18 protein-coding genes and 5 pseudogenes are annotated in these 24,655 nt (G+C 35.5%); 19 read left to right on the top strand and 4 right to left on the bottom strand.

Annotated elements, in window-relative coordinates:
• The first annotated feature begins 1,059 nt into the window (after positions 1 to 1,059).
• From pdxS to J2S10_RS25525, 3 genes are all read left to right on the top strand, one after another.
• Positions 1,060 to 1,941 (top strand): pyridoxal 5'-phosphate synthase lyase subunit PdxS, encoded by an 882-nt coding sequence (gene pdxS / locus J2S10_RS25515; RefSeq protein WP_307413775.1) that lies wholly within the window; start codon positions 1,060 to 1,062, stop codon positions 1,939 to 1,941.
• A gap of 12 nt (positions 1,942 to 1,953) precedes the next feature.
• On the top strand, positions 1,954 to 2,544 hold the full coding sequence (gene pdxT / locus J2S10_RS25520; RefSeq protein WP_307413726.1) for a pyridoxal 5'-phosphate synthase glutaminase subunit PdxT: 591 nt from the start codon (positions 1,954 to 1,956) through the stop codon (positions 2,542 to 2,544).
• A 286-nt stretch (positions 2,545 to 2,830) separates the two neighbouring features.
• Positions 2,831 to 3,160 (top strand): DUF3870 domain-containing protein, encoded by a 330-nt coding sequence (locus J2S10_RS25525; protein ID WP_307413727.1) that lies wholly within the window; start codon positions 2,831 to 2,833, stop codon positions 3,158 to 3,160.
• Between the two features lie 724 nt (positions 3,161 to 3,884).
• Here the strand turns inward: J2S10_RS25525 and lgt are convergent.
• Together lgt and J2S10_RS25535 are read right to left on the bottom strand one after the other, a co-directional pair.
• Positions 3,885 to 4,682, bottom strand: a complete 798-nt coding sequence (lgt, locus tag J2S10_RS25530; RefSeq protein ID WP_307413729.1) for a prolipoprotein diacylglyceryl transferase — start codon at positions 4,680 to 4,682, stop codon at positions 3,885 to 3,887.
• Between the two features lie 337 nt (positions 4,683 to 5,019).
• Positions 5,020 to 5,538: an MFS transporter gene (locus J2S10_RS25535; protein ID WP_307413731.1), complete on the bottom strand. Its 519-nt coding sequence runs from the start codon at positions 5,536 to 5,538 to the stop codon at positions 5,020 to 5,022.
• 408 nt (positions 5,539 to 5,946) lie between these two features.
• On the opposite strand from J2S10_RS25535, the gene J2S10_RS25540 reads away from it, so the two are divergent.
• From J2S10_RS25540 to J2S10_RS25585, 12 genes and pseudogenes are all read left to right on the top strand, one after another.
• Positions 5,947 to 7,176, top strand: coding sequence for an RtcB family protein (locus tag J2S10_RS25540; protein WP_307413732.1), 1,230 nt, complete (start codon positions 5,947 to 5,949; stop codon positions 7,174 to 7,176).
• Positions 7,177 to 7,550: 374 nt separating this feature from the next.
• Positions 7,551 to 7,718 (top strand): annotated as a pseudogene (locus tag J2S10_RS25545) (FAS1-like dehydratase domain-containing protein); the annotation flags it as partial.
• Positions 7,719 to 8,179: 461 nt separating this feature from the next.
• The gene (locus J2S10_RS27570) at positions 8,180 to 8,524 is read left to right on the top strand and encodes a nucleotidyltransferase domain-containing protein (protein WP_370876290.1); all 345 of its coding nucleotides are present in this window, start codon (positions 8,180 to 8,182) and stop codon (positions 8,522 to 8,524) included.
• A gap of 11 nt (positions 8,525 to 8,535) precedes the next feature.
• Complete coding sequence (locus J2S10_RS25550) at positions 8,536 to 8,922, top strand: hypothetical protein (RefSeq protein WP_307413778.1); 387 nt, start codon at positions 8,536 to 8,538, stop codon at positions 8,920 to 8,922.
• 130 nt (positions 8,923 to 9,052) lie between these two features.
• On the top strand, positions 9,053 to 11,083 hold the full coding sequence (locus tag J2S10_RS25555; RefSeq protein ID WP_307413734.1) for a glycoside hydrolase family 13 protein: 2,031 nt from the start codon (positions 9,053 to 9,055) through the stop codon (positions 11,081 to 11,083).
• Between the two features lie 282 nt (positions 11,084 to 11,365).
• The gene (locus J2S10_RS27575; RefSeq protein WP_370876288.1) at positions 11,366 to 11,533 is read left to right on the top strand and encodes a nucleotidyltransferase domain-containing protein; all 168 of its coding nucleotides are present in this window, start codon (positions 11,366 to 11,368) and stop codon (positions 11,531 to 11,533) included.
• Positions 11,500 to 11,944, top strand: a pseudogene (locus J2S10_RS25565) (ABC transporter permease subunit); the annotation flags it as partial. The gene J2S10_RS27575 and the pseudogene J2S10_RS25565, both read left to right, overlap by 34 nt.
• A gap of 42 nt (positions 11,945 to 11,986) precedes the next feature.
• Positions 11,987 to 13,009 (top strand): LacI family DNA-binding transcriptional regulator, encoded by a 1,023-nt coding sequence (locus tag J2S10_RS25570; RefSeq protein WP_307413739.1) that lies wholly within the window; start codon positions 11,987 to 11,989, stop codon positions 13,007 to 13,009.
• A gap of 42 nt (positions 13,010 to 13,051) precedes the next feature.
• Positions 13,052 to 14,444 (top strand): annotated as a pseudogene (locus J2S10_RS25575) (glycoside hydrolase family 13 protein).
• 403 nt (positions 14,445 to 14,847) lie between these two features.
• Complete coding sequence (locus tag J2S10_RS25580) at positions 14,848 to 15,645, top strand: IS6 family transposase (RefSeq protein ID WP_307413742.1); 798 nt, start codon at positions 14,848 to 14,850, stop codon at positions 15,643 to 15,645.
• Between the two features lie 306 nt (positions 15,646 to 15,951).
• Positions 15,952 to 16,173: pseudogene (locus J2S10_RS27580) on the top strand (helix-turn-helix transcriptional regulator); the annotation flags it as partial.
• Between the two features lie 184 nt (positions 16,174 to 16,357).
• Positions 16,358 to 16,540 (top strand): Fur-regulated basic protein FbpA, encoded by a 183-nt coding sequence (locus J2S10_RS25585; RefSeq protein WP_307413744.1) that lies wholly within the window; start codon positions 16,358 to 16,360, stop codon positions 16,538 to 16,540.
• 1,190 nt (positions 16,541 to 17,730) lie between these two features.
• Here the strand turns inward: J2S10_RS25585 and J2S10_RS25590 are convergent.
• Together J2S10_RS25590 and J2S10_RS25595 are read right to left on the bottom strand one after the other, a co-directional pair.
• A complete protein-coding gene (locus J2S10_RS25590; protein WP_307413747.1) occupies positions 17,731 to 18,591 on the bottom strand; it encodes a tyrosine-type recombinase/integrase in 861 nt (286 codons plus the stop codon).
• Positions 18,592 to 18,943: 352 nt separating this feature from the next.
• A complete protein-coding gene (locus J2S10_RS25595) occupies positions 18,944 to 20,062 on the bottom strand; it encodes a tyrosine-type recombinase/integrase (protein WP_307413751.1) in 1,119 nt (372 codons plus the stop codon).
• A gap of 602 nt (positions 20,063 to 20,664) precedes the next feature.
• Here J2S10_RS25595 and J2S10_RS25600 point away from each other — a divergent pair.
• The 4 genes and pseudogenes from J2S10_RS25600 to J2S10_RS25615 form a co-directional block, all read left to right on the top strand.
• Positions 20,665 to 21,736: pseudogene (locus J2S10_RS25600) on the top strand (IS110 family RNA-guided transposase); the annotation flags it as partial.
• Positions 21,737 to 22,219: 483 nt separating this feature from the next.
• Positions 22,220 to 22,630, top strand: a complete 411-nt coding sequence (locus tag J2S10_RS25605; RefSeq protein ID WP_307413753.1) for a hypothetical protein — start codon at positions 22,220 to 22,222, stop codon at positions 22,628 to 22,630.
• A 483-nt stretch (positions 22,631 to 23,113) separates the two neighbouring features.
• On the top strand, positions 23,114 to 23,500 hold the full coding sequence (locus J2S10_RS25610) for a CotD family spore coat protein (protein WP_370876289.1): 387 nt from the start codon (positions 23,114 to 23,116) through the stop codon (positions 23,498 to 23,500).
• Between the two features lie 334 nt (positions 23,501 to 23,834).
• Positions 23,835 to 24,245 (top strand): hypothetical protein, encoded by a 411-nt coding sequence (locus tag J2S10_RS25615; protein WP_307413755.1) that lies wholly within the window; start codon positions 23,835 to 23,837, stop codon positions 24,243 to 24,245.
• Positions 24,246 to 24,655 lie beyond the last annotated feature (410 nt).

Genomic DNA, 24,655 nt, shown 5'->3' on the forward strand with positions numbered 1-24,655 from the left:
TTGTGAGACATCATAAAAAATCACTTGTCATTATTAAAATTCAAATTAATTTCTTGACATTTAATATAAACTTCTTCATTCCACGATCTTTATAATCTTTATTCATTAAAAATTCCCCCTTTCTATTTATTATAGGAATGTTTGTTCTTATTGTTCAAGGGATATGTTATAAAAATTTTGGATTTGTCTACATCCCCCTTTCGTGCAGCCTTAAGGCTGCGATTTTTCTTCATAAATAAGGACTTTAAAATATAGGTTAAAAGCATACAGAATGACTTTGGGCGGCAGCACTACGGACTGATCAGAAAGGAAAAACCCCCTTTTCTGTCATTCCGTACGTGTCGCTTCGGTATTAAATGAACCGATAACCACGGTCTATACGGCTAACGCTGCCATATCGAACGAGCCGAAAACCGGAAAATCAAAAGAATAAAAGAATAAAAGACAAAGGAAAGCAGCCGAAACGGCTTCTTTTATTATTTATTTTTCCCTTTTGTCTTCCGAATCGTAAAACAGCGCAAGCCTTCTAACCTTCCAGCCGGTAGGACACCCGAACCTTTCCGGCTAGAAGCTAAGAAAACTGTTGTGAGTTTATAAGTTTTTAACATTTCAAATACTTCGTCTACGCTGTACATTGTCATTATATCGACTGCAATATAAAACAACATATGTTTTCAAAAAGTAGCATTTTCATAAAATTAAAAAGCTCTTTCCCTTTTATCAGAAAGAGACTTTTTGCAGTTGAGGTGCAAAAAAATAAGGATAGTGCCAAGAAATTTGGCATATTGTTTCAAAAATGTTATCAAATAGGCGTTTTTAATATTGGCACAGAAATTGCATGTTTATAAAATGAAAATATTGATAATTTTGAAAATATGGTTGGTGTAAATTCCCTTTAGCGTGTTATCTTCCAAATGTGAAGGGAATGTGAAGCCTCTCTTTTTGCAATTTGTATCACTATTTTAGGAGCAAAATGGAAGCGTATGCATTTTTTTAGGGAATGAAAGGAGAAATTCTATGCATTTACAAGAAAACAACACAAATGAACTGAAAAGAACAATGAAAACAGGTACGGATCGTGTAAAAAGAGGCATGGCTGAAATGCAAAAGGGCGGCGTCATTATGGACGTTGTGAATGCTGAGCAAGCAAAAATAGCAGAGGAAGCAGGAGCGGTAGCTGTAATGGCATTGGAGCGCGTTCCTTCTGATATCCGCGCAACTGGTGGAGTAGCAAGAATGGCAGATCCACGAATTACTGAAGAAGTTATGAATGCGGTTTCCATTCCAGTTATGGCAAAAGCACGTATCGGACACATCGTAGAAGCCCGAGTTCTTGAAGCGATGGGTGTTGATTATATTGATGAGAGTGAAGTTTTAACACCAGCAGATGAAGAGTACCATCTAAATAAAAAAGAATACACTGTTCCATTTGTTTGTGGTTGCCGTGATCTTGGCGAAGCAGCACGCCGTATTGGTGAAGGTGCATCCATGCTTCGTACAAAAGGAGAGCCGGGAACAGGTAATATCGTAGAAGCTGTTCGTCATATCCGTAAGGTAAATGCACAAGTAAGAAAAGTCGTTACAATGAGTGAAGATGAATTGATGACAGAGGCTAAGCTACTTGGAGCTCCATATGAACTTCTTCTTGAGATTAAGCGTCATGGACGCCTGCCCGTAGTAAACTTTGCAGCTGGTGGAGTAGCAACGCCTGCTGATGCTGCACTTATGATGCAGTTAGGTGCTGATGGAGTATTTGTTGGTTCAGGTATCTTTAAATCTGATAACCCAGTAAGATTCGCTAGAGCAATCGTTGAAGCAACAACCCACTACCAGGACTATAAACTAATTGCAGAGATTTCAAAAAATCTTGGAATTGCAATGAAAGGTATTGAAATTTCAACTCTGTCTCCTGAAGCACGTATGCAGGATCGTGGTTGGTAAGGAGTTTTTCTAATGCTTAAGGTTGGAGTACTCGCATTACAAGGTGCTGTACGTGAACATGTTTGTTCGATCGAAGAAGCTGGGGCAGAGGCTGTTGTTATTAAAACGAAAGAACAGCTTCGAGAAGTAGATGGGCTAATTCTTCCTGGTGGAGAAAGTACAACGATGCGCCGATTGATAGATAAATACGATTTCATGGAGGACTTAAAACAGTTTGCTGCGAAAGGAAAGCCGATATTTGGGACTTGTGCTGGCTTAATTTTAATGGCAAAGAATATTGTCGGCTATGATGATCCGCATATCGGAGCAATGGACGTAACTGTAGAGCGCAATTCATTTGGGCGTCAGCGGGAAAGCTTTGAAGCGGATCTTGATATTAAGGATGTAGCAGAAAATTTTAATGCTGTGTTCATTCGTGCACCGCACATTGTTGAAGCAGGCGAGAATGTTGAAGTGTTGGCCAAGCATAACGGCAGAATTGTGGTAGCAAGAGAAGGTCAGTACCTCGGCTGCTCATTTCATCCTGAATTAACAGATGACCATCGATTGACAGCTTATTTTATCGAAATGGTGAAAAAAGCGAAGAACGAAAAACCTGTATAGCATGGTTGCTTTGTGATGTATTGAGACTAGAAAGCGTAAAAAGCCCCTCCGTTTTCCTATAAAAAAAATTCTTACCTTTCTAGAATGATTTTGACATGCAAGGGAGAATAATTTATATATAAAATGTTATAGTTCTATAAAATAATCGTAAACGCTTACTTGTTATTGAAAACGCTTTAGTATTCAGAAATTTTAGAATATTTATGTTGACATTGTTTTTCTGTCCCATATACTCATGTTAGAAAAAGAAAATGATTAGTTGGTTTTTGAAAGGAGGTTTAGGGGCATGCAAACAATGGAAACAGTGATTGTTACAGGATATGCAAAAGCTCCACACGGAACTTCCATGTATGAATTGTATAAGCATGCGGGAATTGTACTCGAAGTGGATCTGAAAGAACATAAGATTATCGGAGCTGAATTCACATTCGTAACAGAAATAACAAAAAAATATTTTCAAAAACTGTTGATAGGATACTGTCTTAAAGATGGTGTTGAGCAGTTGATTGAACGAATTCAAAGCTTTTATTTTGCTCCATCCCAGCAAGCGATCATTGTGGCTCTTCAAGCTGCAGTTCAACGTTACTGGGATAACGTGAAGCAAATGAGTACATAACGTTTGGTTATAATAAAGTGGGAAGATGACCTCTTCCCATGGTTTAATAAAACCGGGCAGACATGGACTTTTTGTAAGGAATGTTCGTTGGAACGACATTCTTTATAGAGGATTTATGTTTTGTTCGGTTTTATATATTTCCGAACTGTTTACACCCACAAAAGTTGATGGTTTGTTATTCAATAAATGGTGGTTGTTAGTGAACAATGTAAGTAGCACTTATTATCGTTTATGTCTATTTAATCGACATAGGATTATTCCACAATCGGGCGCAATTCCAGAATAAGAATTGCGTCCTTTATTTTGGTAAAGGGCCAGATTGTTGAATAAAAAATGATTTTAATAAATTAAAATGCTTAGAGCAATAATACTCTGAGTGTTTATTTCTTAAGGGGAAAATCATCGACATAAAAGGCAGGCCTTCTAGAGAGGGCCTGCCTTTTATGAATGACTTAATTATCACTCAAACAAGAGTGAATCCTTTGGTCTTGCAAATATTAAAAATATAGAGCTAAATAGCATTATTAGGTATTTCATTTACTATTTAATCTCTTAGAAGATATCTATATTGCAAATATCATGTCCTGGTTTTTAGAAAGACTGATGGCTGTTGGTCAACCCAAAAGCCGTCTTCACCCGCACCAATAATTTTTATCTTATTACCTTCTAAAAAACTGCCCTTACATTAGTAGATATATTTTATAAAAAAGTTCACTATGTATTTTTATTTCAAAGCTTCTTCTTTTTGTTTATGTTTTATATCCCTTAATGCAAGATAAGTCATAAACCCGAGGTCAATGATAATAATGGCAATAGCAGACCATTGTCCACCAGTTAAATTGCCAAAACGAGGAGAGTCTCCACGGAAAAACTCTAGAATAAAACGTTCAAGGAAATAAAGAAAAACATAAAAAGAAATGAGCCAGCCCTTAGTGAGTCGTTGTCCTGCAAGCACTTGTAACATGAATAAAATACAGAAAAGAATCATATCTCCTTGACTTTCCCAAACTTCAGCCGGCCACAATGGTTGACTGCCGTAGTACTCGTAAGCATAAGACCCTTTCGGATAGACAATCCCAAAATTTCCACCTGTAGGACTTCCAAAAGCGTCCCCGTTCATAAAGCAGGCAATTCGTCCAATGCCTTGGGCCAATATCATAGCTGGTGAAAGATAATCTGCAAATTCCAAAAAGCTTATTTTATGAATGCGCGAGTAAATCATTAATGAAACAATCCCACCCGCAATAGCCCCCTCTATCGAAATACCGCCTGTCCATATCTCTAAAATTTGAAGTGGATGCTGCGAATATGTCGGCCATTGAAAGACAAAGACATGCCAAATTCGAGCTCCAATTATTGCACCAACCACACCGTAAATAAGGAAATTTTGCAAGTGTTTATAATAAATTGTCTTTCTTGTTAAAGCGAGGCCAACGCCGTAGCCAAGTATTATAGCGAGAAGTGAGATAACTGCATGAGTTTGAACGACATAACCAAAAAAGTTAAATAAATCCTTATGCATTTTTTTAAACATCCCTTCAACAACAAATCCATTATTTTGTTTTTATTAATCGAAAAACGTTAAACTCCAGAATTAGCAATCTAAAGTCTTATCATTCGTGTACGGTATACTTTTTATAGAACTGAAAAAAGTGAGAACTCAGTACCCTTTACTCTATGAATTTCTTCCATGATAATATTCCGTAGGGTTCCTATTCCATTTAAGGCTAAGGACGGAAAGGACCACCCTCGAATTGGTTAAACACCAATTTCTTTTGATTGATAGCTGCCGTTATGTTTCAGCTCCTTTTTATAATTATTAAACGTTAACAGAAGGGCTAATAATGCACAAACAGCAATTACATAGTACGATGGTCGAACGTTAAAAGCAAATGATTAAGATGAGAAGGTTCATATACATTTAAAAAGAATTGATACATTAATCCACCAAGCGTAACCCCTAAACCCATACCCAAGGTCCGTGACATATTTAAAATTCCTCCTGTTATACCTAAAACACTTTTGGGAACATGACTCATGACACTACTATTATTCGGCGAAGTAAACATTCCAATGCCTGAACCAATTAAGAAAAGTCCGATACCTGTAATGATGTAGGTTCCAGTTAAATCGATAAAGGTTAACAAAAATGAACCAATTGTTACCATAGATAAACCAAGAAGTAACGGAAGAGCCAGTCCGCGGTGGTCGGTTATCATCCCTGAAATGGGTGTTGTTCTGGTCATTCCGATTGGAATAACTGTAATTAAAAAACTAGCTTGAAAAATAGGCAGATGCTTTACTTGATCTAAATAATAAGGTGTTAATAGTAAGACAGCATACATGATCGTAAACGACATAAATGATACTATAAACATTTCAAATATTTTACAAATAAAATTCCGAAAATTTCGACACTAAATGAAAAAAATTGGAGTTTATGTCACACTTCGATGATACTGTTCAATAAATTAAACTTTTTATTCCATAATAGGGCGCGTTTATTTTAAAAACGCGTTTTTTTCGTGTATTGGGCTATATTCTTGATGAACACTTTCACGTATGCCGTTAGAATAATAATTGAGATTGTGAAGGCTTTCGCTTGAACTAACGAAGCAGTAATATACAGTATGATTTTCTACCGTATTCAACGTATTTAATGATATAAAAATTATACAAAAATGACAGATTTCTAACTCAATTAAATTGTCGCACGAAAACACATTGTCAGAATATTCAATAAATTGTAGCCTATTGGTAATCTGCTTTTGGAGGAGAGAAAGCTAGTGATAACAATAACGGGGGCACAAACAGAAGCAAAGGTATTTTCCAATTATCCACAGGAAACGGCGATTGAGCAAATACAAGAGCTATGTAATCAAGATTTTTTAAAGGATACAAAGATTAGAATTATGCCAGACTATCATGCCGGAAAAGGTTGCGTGATTGGAACGACTATCCAGTTAAAAGATAAGGTAGTGCCAAACCTTGTTGGTGTCGATGTCGGCTGCGGCGTCCTAACCGTCAAGCTTCAAGATAAAAAAATTGATTTTAACAAGCTTGATAACGTCATTCGAACATACGTCCCAAGCGGACATGAGCTCCATACAGAAGAGACGGCAGGATTTATTAACACGAATTTTCCATCCACACAAGAGTTTAAGGTCGAGCACATACTGAGCCAGAATAAAAGTCTTTATAGCTTGGGAACGCTAGGCGGGGGCAATCATTTTATCGAAGTATCTGTTGATTCTGATGGCCGACACTATTTAACTATTCATACTGGCAGCCGTTATGTTGGAGCAAAGATTGCGACATACTATCAAAAAGTAGCCATCTCAAAGATTCGTAATCATGATTTAACCGAAATTATTGAACAATTAAAAGCTGAGAGACGAGAAAGAGAAATCCAAACAGCAATTCAAAGCTACAAAGAAAAGAATCCAGTAATTCCTAATGATTTAGCATATTTGGAAGGCGAGGACTTCCAAAATTATATGCATGACATGAAATTAGCTCAAGCATTCGCAAAAGCAAACCGCGAAGAAATTGCAAGAGCCATCACCGAGAATATGGGATTTGAGGAGCTGGATCGCTTCGATACGGTGCACAATTATATTGATACGGAGAACTTAATTTTACGAAAAGGGGCAGTTTCTGCGCAAAAAGGAGAACGGCTCATTATTCCTATCAACATGAGAGATGGTTCAATTTTGGCGGTAGGTAAAGGTAATGAGGATTGGAATTTTTCAGCGCCACATGGAGCTGGCCGCGTCATGAGCCGTACAAAAGCAATGAAAACCTTAGACATGGACGATTTTCATAAAACGATGGAGGGTGTCTGGACGACATCAGTTTCTGAAGAAACACTTGATGAAGCGCCAATGGCCTACAAGCCAATAAATGAAATTTTAGAAAAAATCGAAGAAACATCCGAGCTTGCTTGCTTTATTAAACCAGTTTATAACTTCAAAGCCAGCGAAAAGTATACACCTGGAAGATATAAAAAATTATAGTGTTAACAGTAAAGAGACTTCTTTAGTCTCTCTTTTTTCGTTCACCATATGGGGCTTTATGTAAATAAGCAGACAAAGAAATTGTACTTTACTTATTCAGCAATCGGGCGCGTTTATGTAGTAACAAAAAAGCCTAATTTCTCAGCATTAAATTGAGAAATTGGACTTTTTAATATTGAAAATTCCTTAACGTTGTAAATCCGCATTTTCCTGACGCTACCCATTTATAAGATAATTGGATATTTTATGTTAAATTATAGAGGAGTTTCTGAAGAATTGTACTTAAGCTAATTTTGCAAAATGTTTTTTTCAAAGTTGATAATTAGTGATCTACAGGAATTCTAACGATGAAGTTTAGTAGAACAAGTTAAGGTAAATTTAGTCAACCTGTTTTTACTGGAGACACCATTACATGCGAACTAACACTTACAAAAGTTGAACAAAGGGAAGATTTTAAAAAAGTCGAGATAAAGTCAGTGTATCGTAACCAAAAAGGTAAAGAAGTCATGGTAGGGACAAGTTACGGGATAATTCGAGACTGAATAAGAGTTTGCGCAAACGTATGCATAACTATCGATAGTCGATGATTAATCGCTTCTTTAAACAATCTCCCTTTACTTCTTTCATATAATTGATATTTTAAATTTATTTTACAAAAAAGATGAATGTCAACTGAGGTATATTTTTGCTTTAAGAGTAACAAAAAAGGATTAAGGTAAGGAAATAATATTTAAATTTTAAAAAAAAACTAGTTGTAAACTTTAAAATACCCTTTATAATAAAAGTACATTGTGCAACCGTTTTCATAGGTAATCATTGTAATTTACTCTGAACAGGTTAGACACTACGAGAATCATATTTTTATATTTTTTAGGAGGTTTGATAAAATGCACTTATTTTAAGGAAAAAAACGGGGAACAAGCTAATAGGTATGTAAAAAATAATACATCAAATTTAAAGAGGTAGTCAGAGAAATGTTTAAGAACATTCAACTTTAAATGCCATTGTTAACGAGTTTTCACAATTACAGGAGGTAGAAGCAATACTACTTGCGGGTTCTCATACAGCCGGAACTCAAGATGAAAACTCTGATTATGATCTATATTTCTATTCCAACAAAGAAGTTCCCGTCGTTAAAAGAGAAGAAATTACAAGAAAATTTTGCGATTATATGGAAATTAATAATCAATTTTGGGAGACAGAAGATGATGGAATCTTGAGCGATGGAATATCCCAATCGAAATTATATACCGAGATTTTGATTGGATTGATGCACAACTTGAGAGAACATTATTTAAATGCCAAGCAGATGTTGGATATACAACATGTTTTTGGAGTAATTTTATAACATCCGTTATACTGTACGATAAACACGGAAAAACTAGAAAACTTCAACAAAAATACAATATAAAATATCCTCCAGCATTAAAGTTAAATATTATCAAAAAAAATTATCCGTTATTAAGAGAACAGATGCCTGCATATTATTTTCAAATAGAAAAAGCACTTAAAAGAAACGATTATGTAAGTGTTAACCATAGAGTAGCCGCTTTATTAGCAAGCTATTTCGATATTTTGTTTGCGAAAAATGAAATACCACATCCTGGAGAAAAACAATTAGTAAAAATATTAAAAGAAAAGGCGACTAAACTCCCTTTCAATATGGAAGAAAATTTATATGATTTACTGGACAGCATCTCTAATTTTGATGACAGAATCTTAATTGAAATAAAAAAGCTAACTTAGACAATTTGATTGAGGTTCAAAAAATTCAATTGGATGGTAAGTAATATATCAAACTTGAACACTCCCAATCTAATTTTTAAGATAGTAATTAAATAATTTTGAGAGCATTTACATTCATAGGAGGTTTGCGATGAAAGGATTAGTGAAAGGTAAAAAAAAGCGCACGTTTGTGCAAACGGTTGCATTATCCGCTCTTGTTTTAGGGTCGTTCTTGCTGTACACACCACCTTCATCTTCGGTCTATGCTGCAGCTAATGATAATAACGTGGAGTGGAATGGTCTATTTCACGATCAAGGACCCGTTTATGATAGCACAGCAGAACCGACATCCGCCCAAAGCGTGACACTGAAATTCCGTGTCTTTAAAGGTGATATCACCGGTGCTAATATTAAGTACTATGATAACGCAGACGGATCGTTCCATGTCCTTCCTATGTCTTGGGTGTCCAACGATTCTACGGGAACATTTGATTATTGGCAAGGAACAATTCCTGCCAGCTCTTCGGAGAAATATTATCGTTTCCAAATTACTGATGGGTCTGCTACTGTTTGGTACAATGCTAACGGTCCTTCTACATCTGAACCATCATCGGGCGATTTTTATATCATCCCGAATTTTAAAACACCGGATTGGATGAAGAATGGTGTGATGTATCAGATTTTCCCTGACCGCTTTTATAACGGTGATTCATCGAATGATGTGCAAACGAATGCATACACTTACAACGGCACACCAACTGAGAAAAAAGCTTGGGGAAGTAGTGTCTATGCTGATCCTGGCTATACGAACAACCTTGTTTTCTTCGGTGGTGATTTAGCAGGAGTAGACCAGAAGCTTAGCTATATTAAACAAACGCTTGGGGCTAATATTATTTATTTAAATCCGATTTTCAAATCTTCTTCTAACCATAAGTACGATACACAGGACTATATGAATGTGGATACTGCATTCGGTACAAACTCAAATTTGCAAACCCTTTCATCAGATATTCATGGCACTGCAAATGGGTCAAAGGGGTATTTAGTGTTAGATGGTGTATTTAACCATACAGGAGACAACCATCAATGGTTCGATAAATACAATGACTTCTCCTCGTTAGGAGCTTTTGAGTCCCAATCCAGCCAATGGTATAATTTTTATACCTTCCAGTCTTGGCCAAACACATATTCTACCTTTTTAGGATATAACAGCTTACCTAAGCTGGATTATGGTGCCAGCGGTTCACCCGTAAGAAATCAAATCTATAATAATAGCAACTCCGTAGCGAAAACGTATTTAGGGGCTCCTTATAATATTGACGGCTGGCGATTAGATGCAGCTCAATATGTAGATGCCGGCGGAGGAAATGGCAGTGATACAGTTAATCATCAAATTTGGACTGAATTCCGAAGCGCAGTCAAGTCCGTAAACGCTAATGCAGAAATATTAGGCGAATACTGGGGAAATGCAAATCCTTGGACAGGCCAAGGCAATCAATGGGACGGGGCAACGAATTTTGACGGATTTACGCAACCCGTTTCCGAGTGGATAACCGGAAAAGATTACAGCAATAATGCGGCTTCCATATCTACTTCCCAACTGGACAGCTGGTTAAGAGGCACACGTGCCAATTATCCGACCAACGTTCAGCAAGCCATGAGCAATCATCTTTCCAATCATGATATTACTCGTTTTGGCGAACGTGCTGGCGGCGATATTTGGAAGACATATTTGGCGCTAATTTTCCAAATGACGTATGTTGGTACTCCAACGATCTATTACGGAGATGAATATGGCATGATGGGCGGCGCCGATCCTGACAATCGACGGACGTTTGACTGGTCCCAGGCTACTACTTCCAATAGTTCTGTAGCTTTAACACAAAAGCTCATTAGCATCCGTAACCAATATCCGGCACTAAGAACTGGTTCATATATGTCATTGCAGACAGACGATACAAACCAAATATATTCATATGGCCGTTTTGACACAACAAACAGAATTGCGGTTGTACTAAACAATGATACTGTCGGTCACAGTGTAACCGTTCCTGTCTGGCAGCTAAGTATGCAAAATGGAAGCATTGTAACAGACAAACTGACCGGAACCACCTACACAGTACAGAACGGAACAGTTACTCTTACAGTTAACGGACATTACGGTGCGATTTTAGCCCAATAAACAGTTTCTCTTTTGATAATAACAAAAAATTTAAAGCCAATGATTCTTTAAAAGGTACAACCTTGGACTCTTTCCAAGGTTGTACTACTTTCACTGGTTAAACTTCGTTAAGTACTTCAATCGTAACATAGTCACTGGGACATTTTTGTGTCTAAAATGATTATTTCATACACCAGGAATTTATAAACTAATTTGGTGTGGATAACTTTAAAAAGTTATTTGAATCCAGCTCCATTTAGGTAAATTAAAAAAATTCATCAAATTTAAGAGGAGGTCAGAGAAATGTTTAAAGACCATTCAATATTAAATGCTATTGTAAACGAGTTTTCACAATTACAGGAGGTAGAAGCAATACTACTTGCGGGTTCTCATACAACTAACACTCAAGATGAAAACTCTGATTATGATCTATATATCTTACACATCTCATTGATACCCACATCGGTTTGATTTGTGTTTATGTAGGCGGTCAATTTCCTATGAATACATGGCTAATGAAGGGTTACTTAGACACCATTCCAAAAGAGCTTGATGAGTCGGCAAAAATTTTACGGTGCAGGTAATTTTAGAATCTTTTTTCAAATTGTAATGCCGCTTGCAAAGACCATTATTGCTGTCGTTGCTTTATTCGCCTTCATTGCACCTTTCGCAGACTTTATTATTGCCAGCCTTTTAATTAGAAAAGAAAAAAATTATACGTTAGTAGTTGGTTTATATGATTTAGTTGCCAAACAGTTTGGGAATGAATTTACCACGTTTGCCGCAGGGGCTGTATTGATTGCTATTCCGATTGCTATTCTTTTCTTGTCATGCCAGCGATTTTTTGTATCTGGTTTAACGGCGGGCGGTACAAAGGGTTAATGATATAATAGGTTTAACAATTGGAATTAAGGAAGTGAAAAAATGGCCGTTACAATTAAGGATGTGGCCAGGTTAGCGAATGTAGCTCCGTCTACTGTATCAAGAGTAATTGCCAATAGTCCGCGGATTAGTGAAGAAACAAAACGGAAAGTAAAAAAAGCAATGGAGGAGCTTCGCTATCATCCGAACTTAAATGCTAGAAGCCTTGCTAGTCAATCAACCCAAACAATTGGGATTGTTATGCCGAGCTCTGGAGATGCCGTTTTTCAGAACCCGTTTTTCCCTTCCGTATTACAGGGGATAAGTGAGGGGGCCCGTGAAAAAAATTATGCTTTGCATATGACAACAGGGAAATTAGAAAAGGAAACACTTGAAGCCGTTATTCATATGGTACAAGGGAAAAGAGTTGATGGCTTGATTCTTCTCAATTCAAAAGTAGAGGATAAGGTCATCTCCTATTTGAGAAAAATGGATTTTCCTTTTGTTATCATTGGAAAACCTTCAAAACATGTAGAAGAAATAACACATGTTGACAATGATAATGTTCGTGCCATGAGAGAAGCTACTGAATATTTAATAGACCATGGACATCGGGATATTGCTTTTATCGGCGGAAGTCTGGAACTAATGGTCACAGTTGATCGTTTGCATGGGTATAAACAGGCTTTAAAGAATGCAAACATCCCTATAAAAAATGAATATATCCTTCATGAGGAATTCCGAAGGGAAGGCGGTCAGGAGGCGGTAAGTGAGTTAATGGCACTTGCACAACGCCCTACTTCGCTAGTGGTAGTGGATGACTTTATGGCACTGGGTGTACTTAGCACATTAAATGAATTAGGAATAAAGGTTCCGGAAGAAATCTCTGTTGTTAGCTTTAATAATGTGCTTTTGGCAGAATTGTCGAATCCGCCGTTAACATCTGTTGATATTAATATATTTGGCCTCGGGTATCAAGCATCAAAAAGCTTAATTCAAAAAATTGAGAACAATAATGAACCGACTAAACGCATTATTATATCTCATAAATTGGTTGAACGTCTTTCATGCAGTGAGCCAAGTTGAGTGATTTTGCTAACAAAAGAAGGGTTTTAGAAAGGGTTTAATATGAGAAAAGTATGGTGGAAAGAGGCAGTAGCCTATCAAATTTATCCGCGAAGCTTTATGGACTCTAATGGTGATGGATTGGCGACATCCAAAGGATTATCACTAAGCTGGATTATTTGCAGGGATTAGGGATTGATGTGATTTGGATCTGTCCGATGTATCAGTCTCCGAATGATGATAATGGATATGAGATTAGCAACTATCAAGCAATCATGGGAGAATTCGGCACGATGGCCGATTTTGACTTACTTTTAAAAGAGACCCATCGCCGTGGCATGAAGCTGATCATGGATTTAGTCGTTAATCATAGTAGGGATGAACATCCGTGGTTTATCGAATCACGTTCCTCCAAAGACAATCCAAAAAGGGATTGGTATATTTGGCGGGATGGAAAGGATGGAAACAAACCGAATAACTGGGAAAGTATTTTCGGCGGATCTGCGTGGGAATATGACGAAAACACTGGAGAGTATTACCTGCACATTTTTTCAAAAAAACAGCCGGATTTAAATTGGGAAAATAAAGAGGTACGGAAATCGCTGTATGGAATGATCAATTGGTGGCTAAACAAAGGAATCGATGGCTTCCGTGTCGATGCTATTAGTCATATTAAAAAGGAAAAGGGCCTCAATGATATGACCAATCCCAAAAAGCTAAAATATGTCCCGTGCTTTGATAAAATGATGAATGTCAATGGAATTAAACCTTTATTACAAGAATTAAAGGATGGGACATTTTCCAACTATGACATTATGACGGTTGGAGAAGCAAATGGCGTTACAGTGGACGATATTGAGCTTTGGGTCGATGAAAAGAAGGGTAAGTTCAATATGGTATTTCAATTTGAACATCTCAAACTCTGGGATGCCGAAAAGAAAAAGCAGCTGGACATCGTGGAATTAAAACATGTATTGTCCCGTTGGCAAAAAGGACTCGAAGGAATAGGGTGGAATGCCTTATATATTGAAAACCATGATATCGCCCGGGCGGTTTCAACTTGGGGGGATGATCAGGAATATTGGCGGGAAAGTGCTACGGCATTTGCTGCAATGTATTTTCTGATACAAGGCACACCGTTTAAGATCCTGAATCTGTCCTAAACTTTTATAAAAAAATGATTGCTTTAAAAAAGTCAAACGAGGTATTTACGTATGGCATTTATGACTTGTTACTAGAGGATGACCCACAAATTTTGGCTTATTCCCGCACTTTAAATGAAGAAAAAGTTGTGGTTCTTGTGAACCTATCCGTTCATCCAGCTAAGGTAGAAAAGGATATCGGTTTAACTTTTGATAATAAACAGTTATTGTTAAATAATTACATGGTACATGAGAAAGAGCCTGTTCGTGAATTTACATTAAGGCCCTACGAAGCAAGAGTGTATCGTATATAGTTCAAAAGAAGTGGTGGTTATTTTATATCAAAATGAAATTCCCTTAAAAGGAGTCACTGTATTACTTTTAAGGTAAAGTATTGAAAAAAATTAACTTTTCATATGCAAAATTTAATTATGTTAGTAAAATTGAATAAATGCAAGGGGGTATTGGTAGCTATATGAGTAAAAAATAAATAGTTTACATACAAGATAGGAATCATTGGTTTCAGTGCTGGTCCAAACAAAGATGCACAACTCGTCTATCGAGCATTATCTTGTCCAAACTTGAAATCAAATTATCGATGTGGAATTCATAAAAATCTCAGGGAAAAAGGATTTCGGGCTGGTGCAAAAACTTCAAATGATCCGTAAGTAATTTCTTAAACTTGGATATACTGATACTATTAATCTAATAAAGGATGTGTATCAGTATAAAAAACTAGTAGAATTCAAATGGAAACATTATCAGCCTGACATTATTTTGTTAACGGTTAGATGGTACCTTCGATATGGCCTCAGTTTTCGTGATTTAGTCGAAATGATGGAGGAACGTGGCTTATCCATGGCTCACACCACGATCATGCGTTGGGTCCATCAATATGGACCTGAATTAGATAAGAGAGTTTGCCGTCACCTTAAGAAAACAAACGATTCTTGGCGAGTAGATGAGACCTATATCAAGGTAAAAGGGCAATGGATGTACTTGTATCGTGCAGTAGATTCCGAAGGAAACACTCTTGATTTTTATCTAAGTGAATCAAGAGATAAACAAGCAGCCAAGCGCTTTCTTAAGAAAGCCTTGGCTTTTTCGCATGTTTCAAGACCGCGTGTCATAACGGTAGATAAAAACCCAGCCTATCCTGTAGCCATTCAGGAGTTAAAAGAAGAAAAACAGATACCAGAAGGCATCCAAATAAGGCGAATAAAATACCTAAACAACATCGTAGAACAGGATCATCGGTTCATTAAAAAACGAGTCCGTTCTATGTTAGGGTTTAAATCTTTTGAGACAGCTACGTCCATTCTTTCAGGAATAGAAGCTATGCATATGATAAAAAAAGAACAGATTGATTTACGGGATCAGTCTGTCCAAAATCAGAAAGAATTCATACATCAATTGTTCGGACTTGGGTCTTTTTTATTTTATTTTCGCACCAGAACCCAGATTGCAACCTTCAATAAATACTTGTTTAACAACTTCAAATTCTGGCAAATCTAGTGATACGGAAAACACTTACAGACCCTCCTGTTATGTTTAGTCGCCGCTAACATTATTGCCAGGAAGCAGTGAGTGTTTTCATTTTTTTGGCTAAATCACAAAATGTGGAGATGAATCTTATTTATTATATAGTTTATTTATAATGGGGCTGTCCAAAAAGTCAGGTAACTGACCTTTGGTAGCCCCTCTTATTTTAATTTTTTGGCTTCTTAAATGGTCTGTTGATTCCCGCTCCAATCACTAGAGGGGGTTTTTTAATGCCAAAACCCGAACAAAGGTTGCTGTCTTACCAGTCTTGCTGAAAAGTTTAATTTTAACCCCAATTATCTTGGGAATTTGATTAAAGAACAAACAGGTAATACATTTTTAGAACTCATTCAAAGGCAGAGGATGATTCGTGCATCTGTACTCTTAAAAAATACATCAAAGAGTATTGTTGACATAACTCTTGAACTTGGTTATGAGAGCAGCAGTTTTTTTCATCGGAAATTTAAACAGCAATTTAGCCGATTTGATCCATACCGCTAGTCATTGAAAATCGCCAAGGTACTGTTATGATGGAGTGCCTTTATTATTTAATTTTAATTCATACTTTACATATAGGAATTGTAAGTTTATAATACAATTAATCAAATAAAAAAATTTATTCGGACCGATTTTAAAGTTGTTGTATTCAAGGGAAGGTTTTTGTAAACCTGAAGGAGTGTTTATGATGAGAAATAACGATGAAAAAAAGCGGCAAAAACTTATCAATAAACTAATTTTTTTAAACGTATATAACAAAGAAGATCAACAGATTTATAAGCTGCCACTATCAAAATTAGAATATGAGTATAGGAGATTTAAATTACAAAACCATCCGCATGGTGAGTTTGGCTCTATTCAATGGGTATAAAATATATTTGCATGGTATAAGTTCATAATAAATACAAAAAAGTCCCGAAGTAAGTCTTCGGGACTTTTTGTATAAGCGAAAAAATTTTCTTACTGGTAATTGACTTACTAAATTTATTAAACCTATGGCCCGTTAGGAATAACAATTCTAAAATAATTAAGAAAAAAATATATTTAAACATATATGTTATAAATAGTTTTAAAATATATCTTAAAATATATGTTATGTTTATTATTGTTTTCTATATCATAATTACTATTAAGTATACAATATATTAATATGGGTGTTAACGGAAGAATATTAGGAAACGAAAACGATCTTTAACGAGTGTTTGAGCTTTTAAAAGATAAAAACATTTTTGTATATTTTCCTCTTTGAATTATCTGACAATTAATCTACAACGAAATTAGATGAAGGGGTTATCCATAAAAGAAAAGATAAATGCGTTAGAATGCAATTCTCGGGTATCCTAAATTAAGGGAGCTAAACTTGATTGTTTTAAGGTTTTACCGACTTTGCTAAGTAATCTTTTTATTGAAAAGTAGTATTTGTATTAGGTTTAATATCTTTAAAATTTCGATTGAGCGTTGTGGCTTTAAGTCGGGCCCACTAATCAAGTTAATTCAATCAACTAATTGTTTTATGATTTGCTGTGATAAAGTCTCGAAAATTACTTTTCGAGACTTTTAGTATTTGTGACGGATTTTTACTAAACGTTGTTTTACTTATATGTACGTACAGATTTGACAAGTGGGGACTGTCTTTATCTTCTCAATATTTTAGTAATAACATTAAAACATATATCAACATATATGTCATATGATTTTTTATCATATTTCTTATAATATATTTTATCTTTTTTTGATTTTCTATATCATCATTGGTATTAAATAAATAGGGAAGCTCGACGGTAGAGTATAAGGTAAGCGGCAAGCATCTTTAATGAGTAATTGTTTTTTTTTTAAAATAGGGCTAATATTTGTATATCTCCGCTCTGAATTTTCAGATAATTATTCTACAACGAAATTAGATGGATGGTTTATACACAAAGAGAAAAATAAATGCGTTACAATGCTAATCTCCAACACACCAAATAAAGGGAAATATGAATTAAATAATGAATTGTTTATAAAAAAATTGAAAATACATTCTAAAACACTATTTAAATTTACTCTATGAACCACTTAATATTAGGATTCTGAACCAATGTTTCCTTGTATAATGTGCTTTAAATAATTAGAAGCTGTATTTTCCTCTATCCCCAGTTCCTTAGCAATTACTTGTATGGAATATTTTTTTAAATACAGATTTAGGGCCATTGCTCTACGTATTGATATCAGAGTCAATCCTGGAGAGCCTTCCCCTAGATAATCTGAAGTTATCGCTCTTAAATGATTAAGAATAGACATTACATGAATGGGTACTTCACATTGTTCACCATGTGAAGTAGCGGTAAAAACATATTCACTTTCACTATACATAATCGTTTCACTATAGTAATCACAAAAGCATGCAGCTTCTTTACCACGTAATGAAATGGATCGACTCTTAAGTTGAATGATCATAGAATTATCTTCGATACTATCCAAAACATCTTCCTTTTTAAAACGAAAATCTGCTGTCTTTAATCCCTTAACTGCTAAAAGGAATACAGTTTTTCTCAATTTAGAATAATCTTGGTTCGACAAAACCTTCTCCAAAATTGAAAGTATTACATCATATGTAATAACTACTTTAAGCTCTTTTTTCACTTTAAAACGTTTAATTTTTACAGCTGGATCAATGGGTACTTTGTTAATCTCCCAAAGGTAATTGAAAAATGTCTTAATGATCGCTAATTCTTTGTTAACCGTAGAAATGCTCTTATCCAGTTCTAGTTGTTCTTCCAAGTAATTTTTAATGTCAGTTGGAGAAATTTGAAAAGGTTCTTTATTTAATGGGTAAGATTTCGCTATAAACTTAAAAAATTGATTAATGACTTTCTCATAACTTTTTAATGTCTCTGAACTGTATCCTTTGTTTTCTATGTGTCTTATAAATCTATAAGGCATCTTTTTCATCCCCAGTAACTTATTTAAAAGGAGTTCATTAAAGGGTGAATACCCATATTTATTTAAAGGGTACTAATGTACCCTAATATATTGAAAATTGTTGAAAATCGGCAGCTAAGGAATAGCACAACATCCTAAGTAAATAAAAGCATAAATAATAAAAAATCACTTAAATCTCCCAATAAATTTTCGTTTAAGGTATTTAGATGACAAAAAAATTCATTTCAACTAATTCATACTCTATTTAACATTTGATAGTCAATTTATAACCATTTCTAAATCAGAGAATTTTTAAGTTAATACTACATTGAAAAAATACCATATCATTGACTTCAGTGATAATTAAGGATTATTAAAACAAATTCACTTTATTTAAATGGAGATATGAGTTATCTTGATTCACTCGTTCTAAGTATATATTAGTAGTGGAGATATCCGAATGGCCTGCCCAGTCTTTAACAACAGCTAATGGAACATCGTTCTCTAGCAGAAGAGTGACAAATGTATGCCGGAACCAGTGAGGTGTTACTTTCAAATTTTTTCCAGCAAGGTGAACCGCTTCCTTCACGATTTTATATAACGCTGGGTATGTTAATCGTTTTTTATTTAGCAAGGGTTCATTTTTATTATATAAAGCGAAAAAAAGCGGACTCGTATCTTCAATGTTTATTTCAACCGATTCTCTTATGGATGCCCGATATTTAAACAGAATTTCTTTTGTCTCTTCTCTTATTGGAATGGATCGGGGCTTGTTCCCTTTTCCAAAGACATCTGCAAATAGAAAACCTTTACGATTGGTTCGAAAACTTCCCCAATTTAAGCTCAAAAGCTCACTTGCACGAAGCCCAGTGGTATAGAGTAGGTAACCAATCAGTAAATTTCTCTTCTCCAATTGTTCGCGATTCCTTTTTGCTTTGACGATTTTAGGAAAGAAGGAGAGTAGAAATTCCGCATCCTTTTGATTCAATTCCCTCACTTGCACACGGGTTTGTGCCTCTTCGTGACGAGTTTCTTCTATTATATAGTGTCCTTTTTTAGATACAGGTTTAGAGATCCAAGTGGAAAGGTGAGCTTTATAAAATTGTGTCTCATAACCAAAGTCCAATAATCTTCTGAAAAACTCCAATTTCCTTATGGCCGATTTAGCTGCATAGTTTTCTTTAATAAATTTGTTATATGCCTTTACTTCCGGAAAACCGATATCCCGAAAAGAAAGGGAGTGATTGGTTAAAAAAGAGAGCAGCGTTTTGGCATCTGAACGATAGGCTTTAACAGTATGTGGAGAAAGCTTTTTATCTTGTGGAAATACTTTCTCCAAAAAAAACAATTCCAGGAAATCCTGTTCGGAACTATTTTCTAAAGAAAGATTTCTATTTTCGTCAAGTAACTGTCGGTCTTTGAGGTGATCTTGTAAATAGGCTAGGTACTGTTCATCCGTTACATTCTGATTAAGAAGAGTCAAGTCATTCATTTTTTGACCTCCTAATTTAATAGTTTATAATAATTATATTATGTATAGTAAAGATAAGACCTAATTATCTTTACTTATATCTTACCATAGAATGTTTGTTCTATCTACATACTTCCTTACAGATTTAAAAAAACACAAAAAAACATCTAATAATATGTGAGTTGAAAGAATTAGAGTATTAGTCCTGTCTGAGATTGACTCTCAGACAAAATTAAAATTTATTTTTAATATAATTACCCATTCATTTCATTACAGAGCAATCCAGTAGAGGAATCAAATTTTGAAAAAGAGAAGTTATTAGGTCAGAGGTTCTTTATTCCATTAAACAGGAATAAATCCTTGATAATCGTATGCTCTAGAATCTTTATTAACATTCATCAACCTGGAAAATTAAAGAGAAATCATAAGCTATAATATTATTGGATTGGAGCGTAAGTGAAGTGTAAAATATAAAGGTGTTTGGAGTGTTTGAAAATATGTGTACTAAAAAAAGTGTTGAAATTTGTGAAAAATTTCACTTAAACTAACGGGGCAGCATTCCTGTAATGAAGAAAAATGGGGTTTGAACATAAAAATGCCCCTTGGTATGATATGAGTGTCCAATTGTAGGAATGGAGCCAACTGGTCATTATTGGCTGAACCTAGCTCATTTCCTTAAAGAACATAATATTAAATTTGTTGTTGTAAACCCAATGCACGTAAAGAAAAGCAAGGAATTAGACGATAATTCACCAACGAAAAATGATGTGAAAGATGCCAGAGTCATTGCACAGTTAGTCAAGGATGGGAGATACGCCGAACCAAACATCCCACAAGGAGTTTATGCAGAACTACGTGTGGCGAGAAAAATACGCGATCTATTATCCGTTGACCGACAAGCAGTTCAAGGTCAAATTCACAATTGGTTGGATCGCTACTTTCCAGAGTTTCTAACGGTCTTTAAAGACTGGGAAGGAAAAGCTGCATTATTACAGCTGTTAAAATTAAATCTATTACCCAATGAGTTAGTAAAGCTATCTAATGAAGAGATATTGATTCATGTTAGACAAGTTGTTAAACGTGGAATTGGGATCAGCAAAATAAAGGAACTAACAGGTGTAGCTCAAGTTTCAATTGGAATACGTGAGGGTTCAAACATGGCTAAATTAGAGCTCAGTACATTAATAGAAAAATATGAATTGATCACGGAAAAGTTCGAAGAACTAGAATCAAATATAGATAAACTATTAGATCAGATCCCTGGTGTTTCTCAAATGATCGCCATAAAAGGTATAGGTAAGGATACTATTGCAGGCTTTTTAGCTGAGGTAGGAGACCTAAGTAACTATACTCATCCAAGACAAATCATAAACTAGCAGGATTAAGTTTAAAGGAAAATACATCTGGAAAGCACAAAGGGCAAACCAAAATAACAAAGCGGGGTAGAAAATCTCTTAGAGCTCTCCTCTTCCGAGTAGCTATGCCCCTTGTAGCTAAGAACTCAGCATTTAAAGCTTTACATGAATATTTACAAAGCGTCCAAATAATCCATTGAAGAAAATGCAGTCCCTTATCGCTATATGTAATAAGGTTATACGAATCCTATTTGCCATTGGAAAGAAACAATGCGAGTTTAGTGAAGAAAGAATGTTGCAGGATATACCACATATGGCAACCTTAAAGATCGCGGCTTAATCTCAATAACTCTTACTTTCAAAACTCGTTTATAGGTTCAAGAATAAAGTTTATTAGATATTTGAAGCACGGATTAGTCAGTAATTCAACTAAAATACGGGCCAGGACCCTGTCGGGCAGCATCACTGACATCCACCTCATGGAAAGGTTGGACGAAGGAATTTTGGAGCTATGACTCTGTGAGACTTGGGAGGGTACACCTCCATGAGACATGTGGAGATCTACCAGTGCGATCATAATTTTACTGGTTATCCACTTTTTGGGTGAAAGTGGATAGGTGGCAATGGTCGTTTTTACTTTCGGGTTCCAAAATTATCCTCAATTACATTTATACTCCAGCCTTACTATGAATAATAAACTTGAATCATTATGAAAACGTGAGAAAACAAGAGGAAATTGAAGATAATCGTTTCTTTATAGAGGGAGTTTAGTTCAATAACACATCTGGAAATTATGGTAAAATTTAGCCAAGAGGGGGTTGGATTGAATAAAGAAATTGAAGAAATAATTGTTAAATCATTTTTTAATAAAAGGATTCGGCAAAGAGTATTGTTTGAATTATCTACTCAGAACAAAAGAAGGCACGCACTTCACAGATTGTGTCACAATTATTTTGAAACACTTCGTAATGAATATATGATTGAAATTCCCAAACCTAACTCTGACCCACAAGAAATAGTAAAAATAATGAAAAAGTATGGTGCTGAAGATTCCTGTTACTCAATTTCATTAAATGAAGATATTGATGGTAAAGAACTACCGCTATTAACAGCAATAGAAGAAGCTGTTGGATATGGAATGCCGTCCATCGTTTCGTGTATTCCAGGAAAGCTAGTTTATTTTGAAACTGAACTGGTTTCTGGTTCGCCGCCAAGATTTATATTAAAAAGATAAAAGGTCGATGTTCAACTAACTGAGTGCTTATGTTTAATAAATGGGGGAATATTTTTGATAAACAGAATTAAGAAATTTTCCATTGTTTTAGTTGCTTTTATTATTACGATAAGCATTTTATATGTAATTGGAATGAAATTTAACATGCCTTTATTAGTGTTTCATCATAGGTATAAAGATTATTCAACAGGTTCATTACTACCTTATTTAATAGCTGTTGTAGTCAGTATTTTTGTTGTTAGAAGAGTTAATTCCAAGATTGTGAACGATTGTACTTAAACAAACGGGTGCATTACTTCAACAATGGGGTAATGCCATTTTCTTATTCAAGTAAAGTAAGCAGGTTACTTGAATAAGCAAGAATTTTGTCCTGGTGTCTATCATTTTTATTACAAAAATAGGTATCTAAACTAGTCCGCACAGACAAATATTCACATAGACTATTGATGTAACAAGACAAATTCACATGGAGGTCTATTAACTATGAAAAGAAATTTTCCACCATCAAATATGATGCCAAATATAATGCCGAATATGATGCCAAATCCGATTGCACCTGTACAGCCAATGCCATCCCAATATTGCCCGCCACAACCATGTCCGCCAATATACTGTCCGCCTCAAGCTTTTCCTGCACAGTATGACCCACCACTAGCTTCACCGGGACAACAGTATGTAAAAACAAATTTGTTTAATAAAGTAGTAACACATGTAAACCCGTCACATACAACTACAGTTAACAAGCATATGATTCATCATCAGCACTATTTCCCACACACAGAATCATGTGTAAATGAATGCTGCGAAACACATACGATGTGCGGTGCCCCAGTCAATCCTTGTTGTCCAACTGGACCATTTGGATATTAGCTTCTTTTACCCCCCACCATTTAGGCAGGGTTATTTTTTGTTAGCAAATACAAAACAATTTCATATACTAAAATCGTTCCAAGATTCAAAAGTCTCCTTTGGTTCCTTTTAGGTAATACCTTATAGGTACCTTTTTTAACGTAATTAAAAATTAAATCTTACTTGCAATATGAGTCTTTTGCGTAATATTTCTTCTTCAAGTAACTGACAGGTTAGCTTAAATAATTACCCTATCCGCATTTGTCATATAATATTTTAAGAATCAGGACGAATACCCAGGAATTTATCCCAAAAATGCATATGCTCTAATGTAAATTAAATGAGGAGGATGAACGTGATTCTTAATTATAATGCTTATAGTCCAACATATGAGAGGATTGGTTTAGGTGGTCATGGTCCAGGTCATGGTCCAGGTCATGGTCCAGGTCATGGTCATGGTCCAGGTCATGGCTTTGGTGGTCCAGGTATAGGTGCACCTGGCTCTGGCGTTGGTTTTGCTCCAGGTCTTGGTTTAGGCGGACCAGGCTCTGGCGCTGGTTTTGGTCCTGGTCTTGGTTTAGGTGGTCCAGGTATAGGTGCACCTGGCTCTGGCGTTGGTTTTGCTCCAGGTCTTGGTTTAGGCGGACCAGGCTCAGGACTTGGTTATTATCCAGGTCTTGGTTTAGGTGGACCAGGCATAGGTGGCTACCCTTACCCATACTATTATCCTTATCCTTACCCTTATCCATCGTACCCGTATCATTAATAGAAAAATTTAGAGCTTTGCCTAGTTGCGTTTCTACAATAAGTAGGAACGCTTGTTACTTATTCAACAAATGGGTACTTTTTGTTAAAGAATTGACTGCCACAAACTGGAGTATTTTATAGAGCTATAGGATCAGGGAGTAAAAAAAGTAAGAGAAGAACTACAAAGGACGATAAAAGCCTGCTAAGGCTTCTTTATTTAATCAAAAATAAGAAGGGATAACATAGGATTAAAAAAGATGAGGATTGGTTGGCTTCTGTGCGATTTTAGAAGTCCTCTAAAGGATGAAACTTAATACGGAATTACATAAAAGTATGTGATTTAAACTTCTTTTTATTTCTAATCCACGATTGAAACACCTCTTAAACTAACCCGTTACATCTCAACTTTGTGAAGGATTACACTTAAAG

The sequence above is a fragment of the Neobacillus ginsengisoli genome (assembly GCF_030813055.1).

What these genes read in the sequence shown, in the direction of transcription:
- pdxS (WP_307413775.1), top strand. Translation starts at nt 1,060, where the DNA reads ATGAAAACAGGTACGGATCGTGTAAAAAGAGGCATGGCTGAAATGCAA.
- pdxT (WP_307413726.1), top strand. Translation starts at nt 1,954, where the DNA reads ATGCTTAAGGTTGGAGTACTCGCATTACAAGGTGCTGTACGTGAACAT.
- J2S10_RS25525 (WP_307413727.1), top strand. Translation starts at nt 2,831, where the DNA reads ATGCAAACAATGGAAACAGTGATTGTTACAGGATATGCAAAAGCTCCA.
- lgt (WP_307413729.1), bottom strand. Translation starts at nt 4,682, where the DNA reads ATGCATAAGGATTTATTTAACTTTTTTGGTTATGTCGTTCAAACTCAT.
- J2S10_RS25535 (WP_307413731.1), bottom strand. Translation starts at nt 5,538, where the DNA reads ATGTTTATAGTATCATTTATGTCGTTTACGATCATGTATGCTGTCTTA.
- J2S10_RS25555 (WP_307413734.1), top strand. Translation starts at nt 9,053, where the DNA reads ATGAAAGGATTAGTGAAAGGTAAAAAAAAGCGCACGTTTGTGCAAACG.
- J2S10_RS27575 (WP_370876288.1), top strand. Translation starts at nt 11,366, where the DNA reads ATGTTTAAAGACCATTCAATATTAAATGCTATTGTAAACGAGTTTTCA.
- J2S10_RS25570 (WP_307413739.1), top strand. Translation starts at nt 11,987, where the DNA reads ATGGCCGTTACAATTAAGGATGTGGCCAGGTTAGCGAATGTAGCTCCG.
- J2S10_RS25585 (WP_307413744.1), top strand. Translation starts at nt 16,358, where the DNA reads ATGAGAAATAACGATGAAAAAAAGCGGCAAAAACTTATCAATAAACTA.
- J2S10_RS25590 (WP_307413747.1), bottom strand. Translation starts at nt 18,591, where the DNA reads ATGCCTTATAGATTTATAAGACACATAGAAAACAAAGGATACAGTTCA.
- J2S10_RS25595 (WP_307413751.1), bottom strand. Translation starts at nt 20,062, where the DNA reads ATGAATGACTTGACTCTTCTTAATCAGAATGTAACGGATGAACAGTAC.
- J2S10_RS25610 (WP_370876289.1), top strand. Translation starts at nt 23,114, where the DNA reads ATGAAAAGAAATTTTCCACCATCAAATATGATGCCAAATATAATGCCG.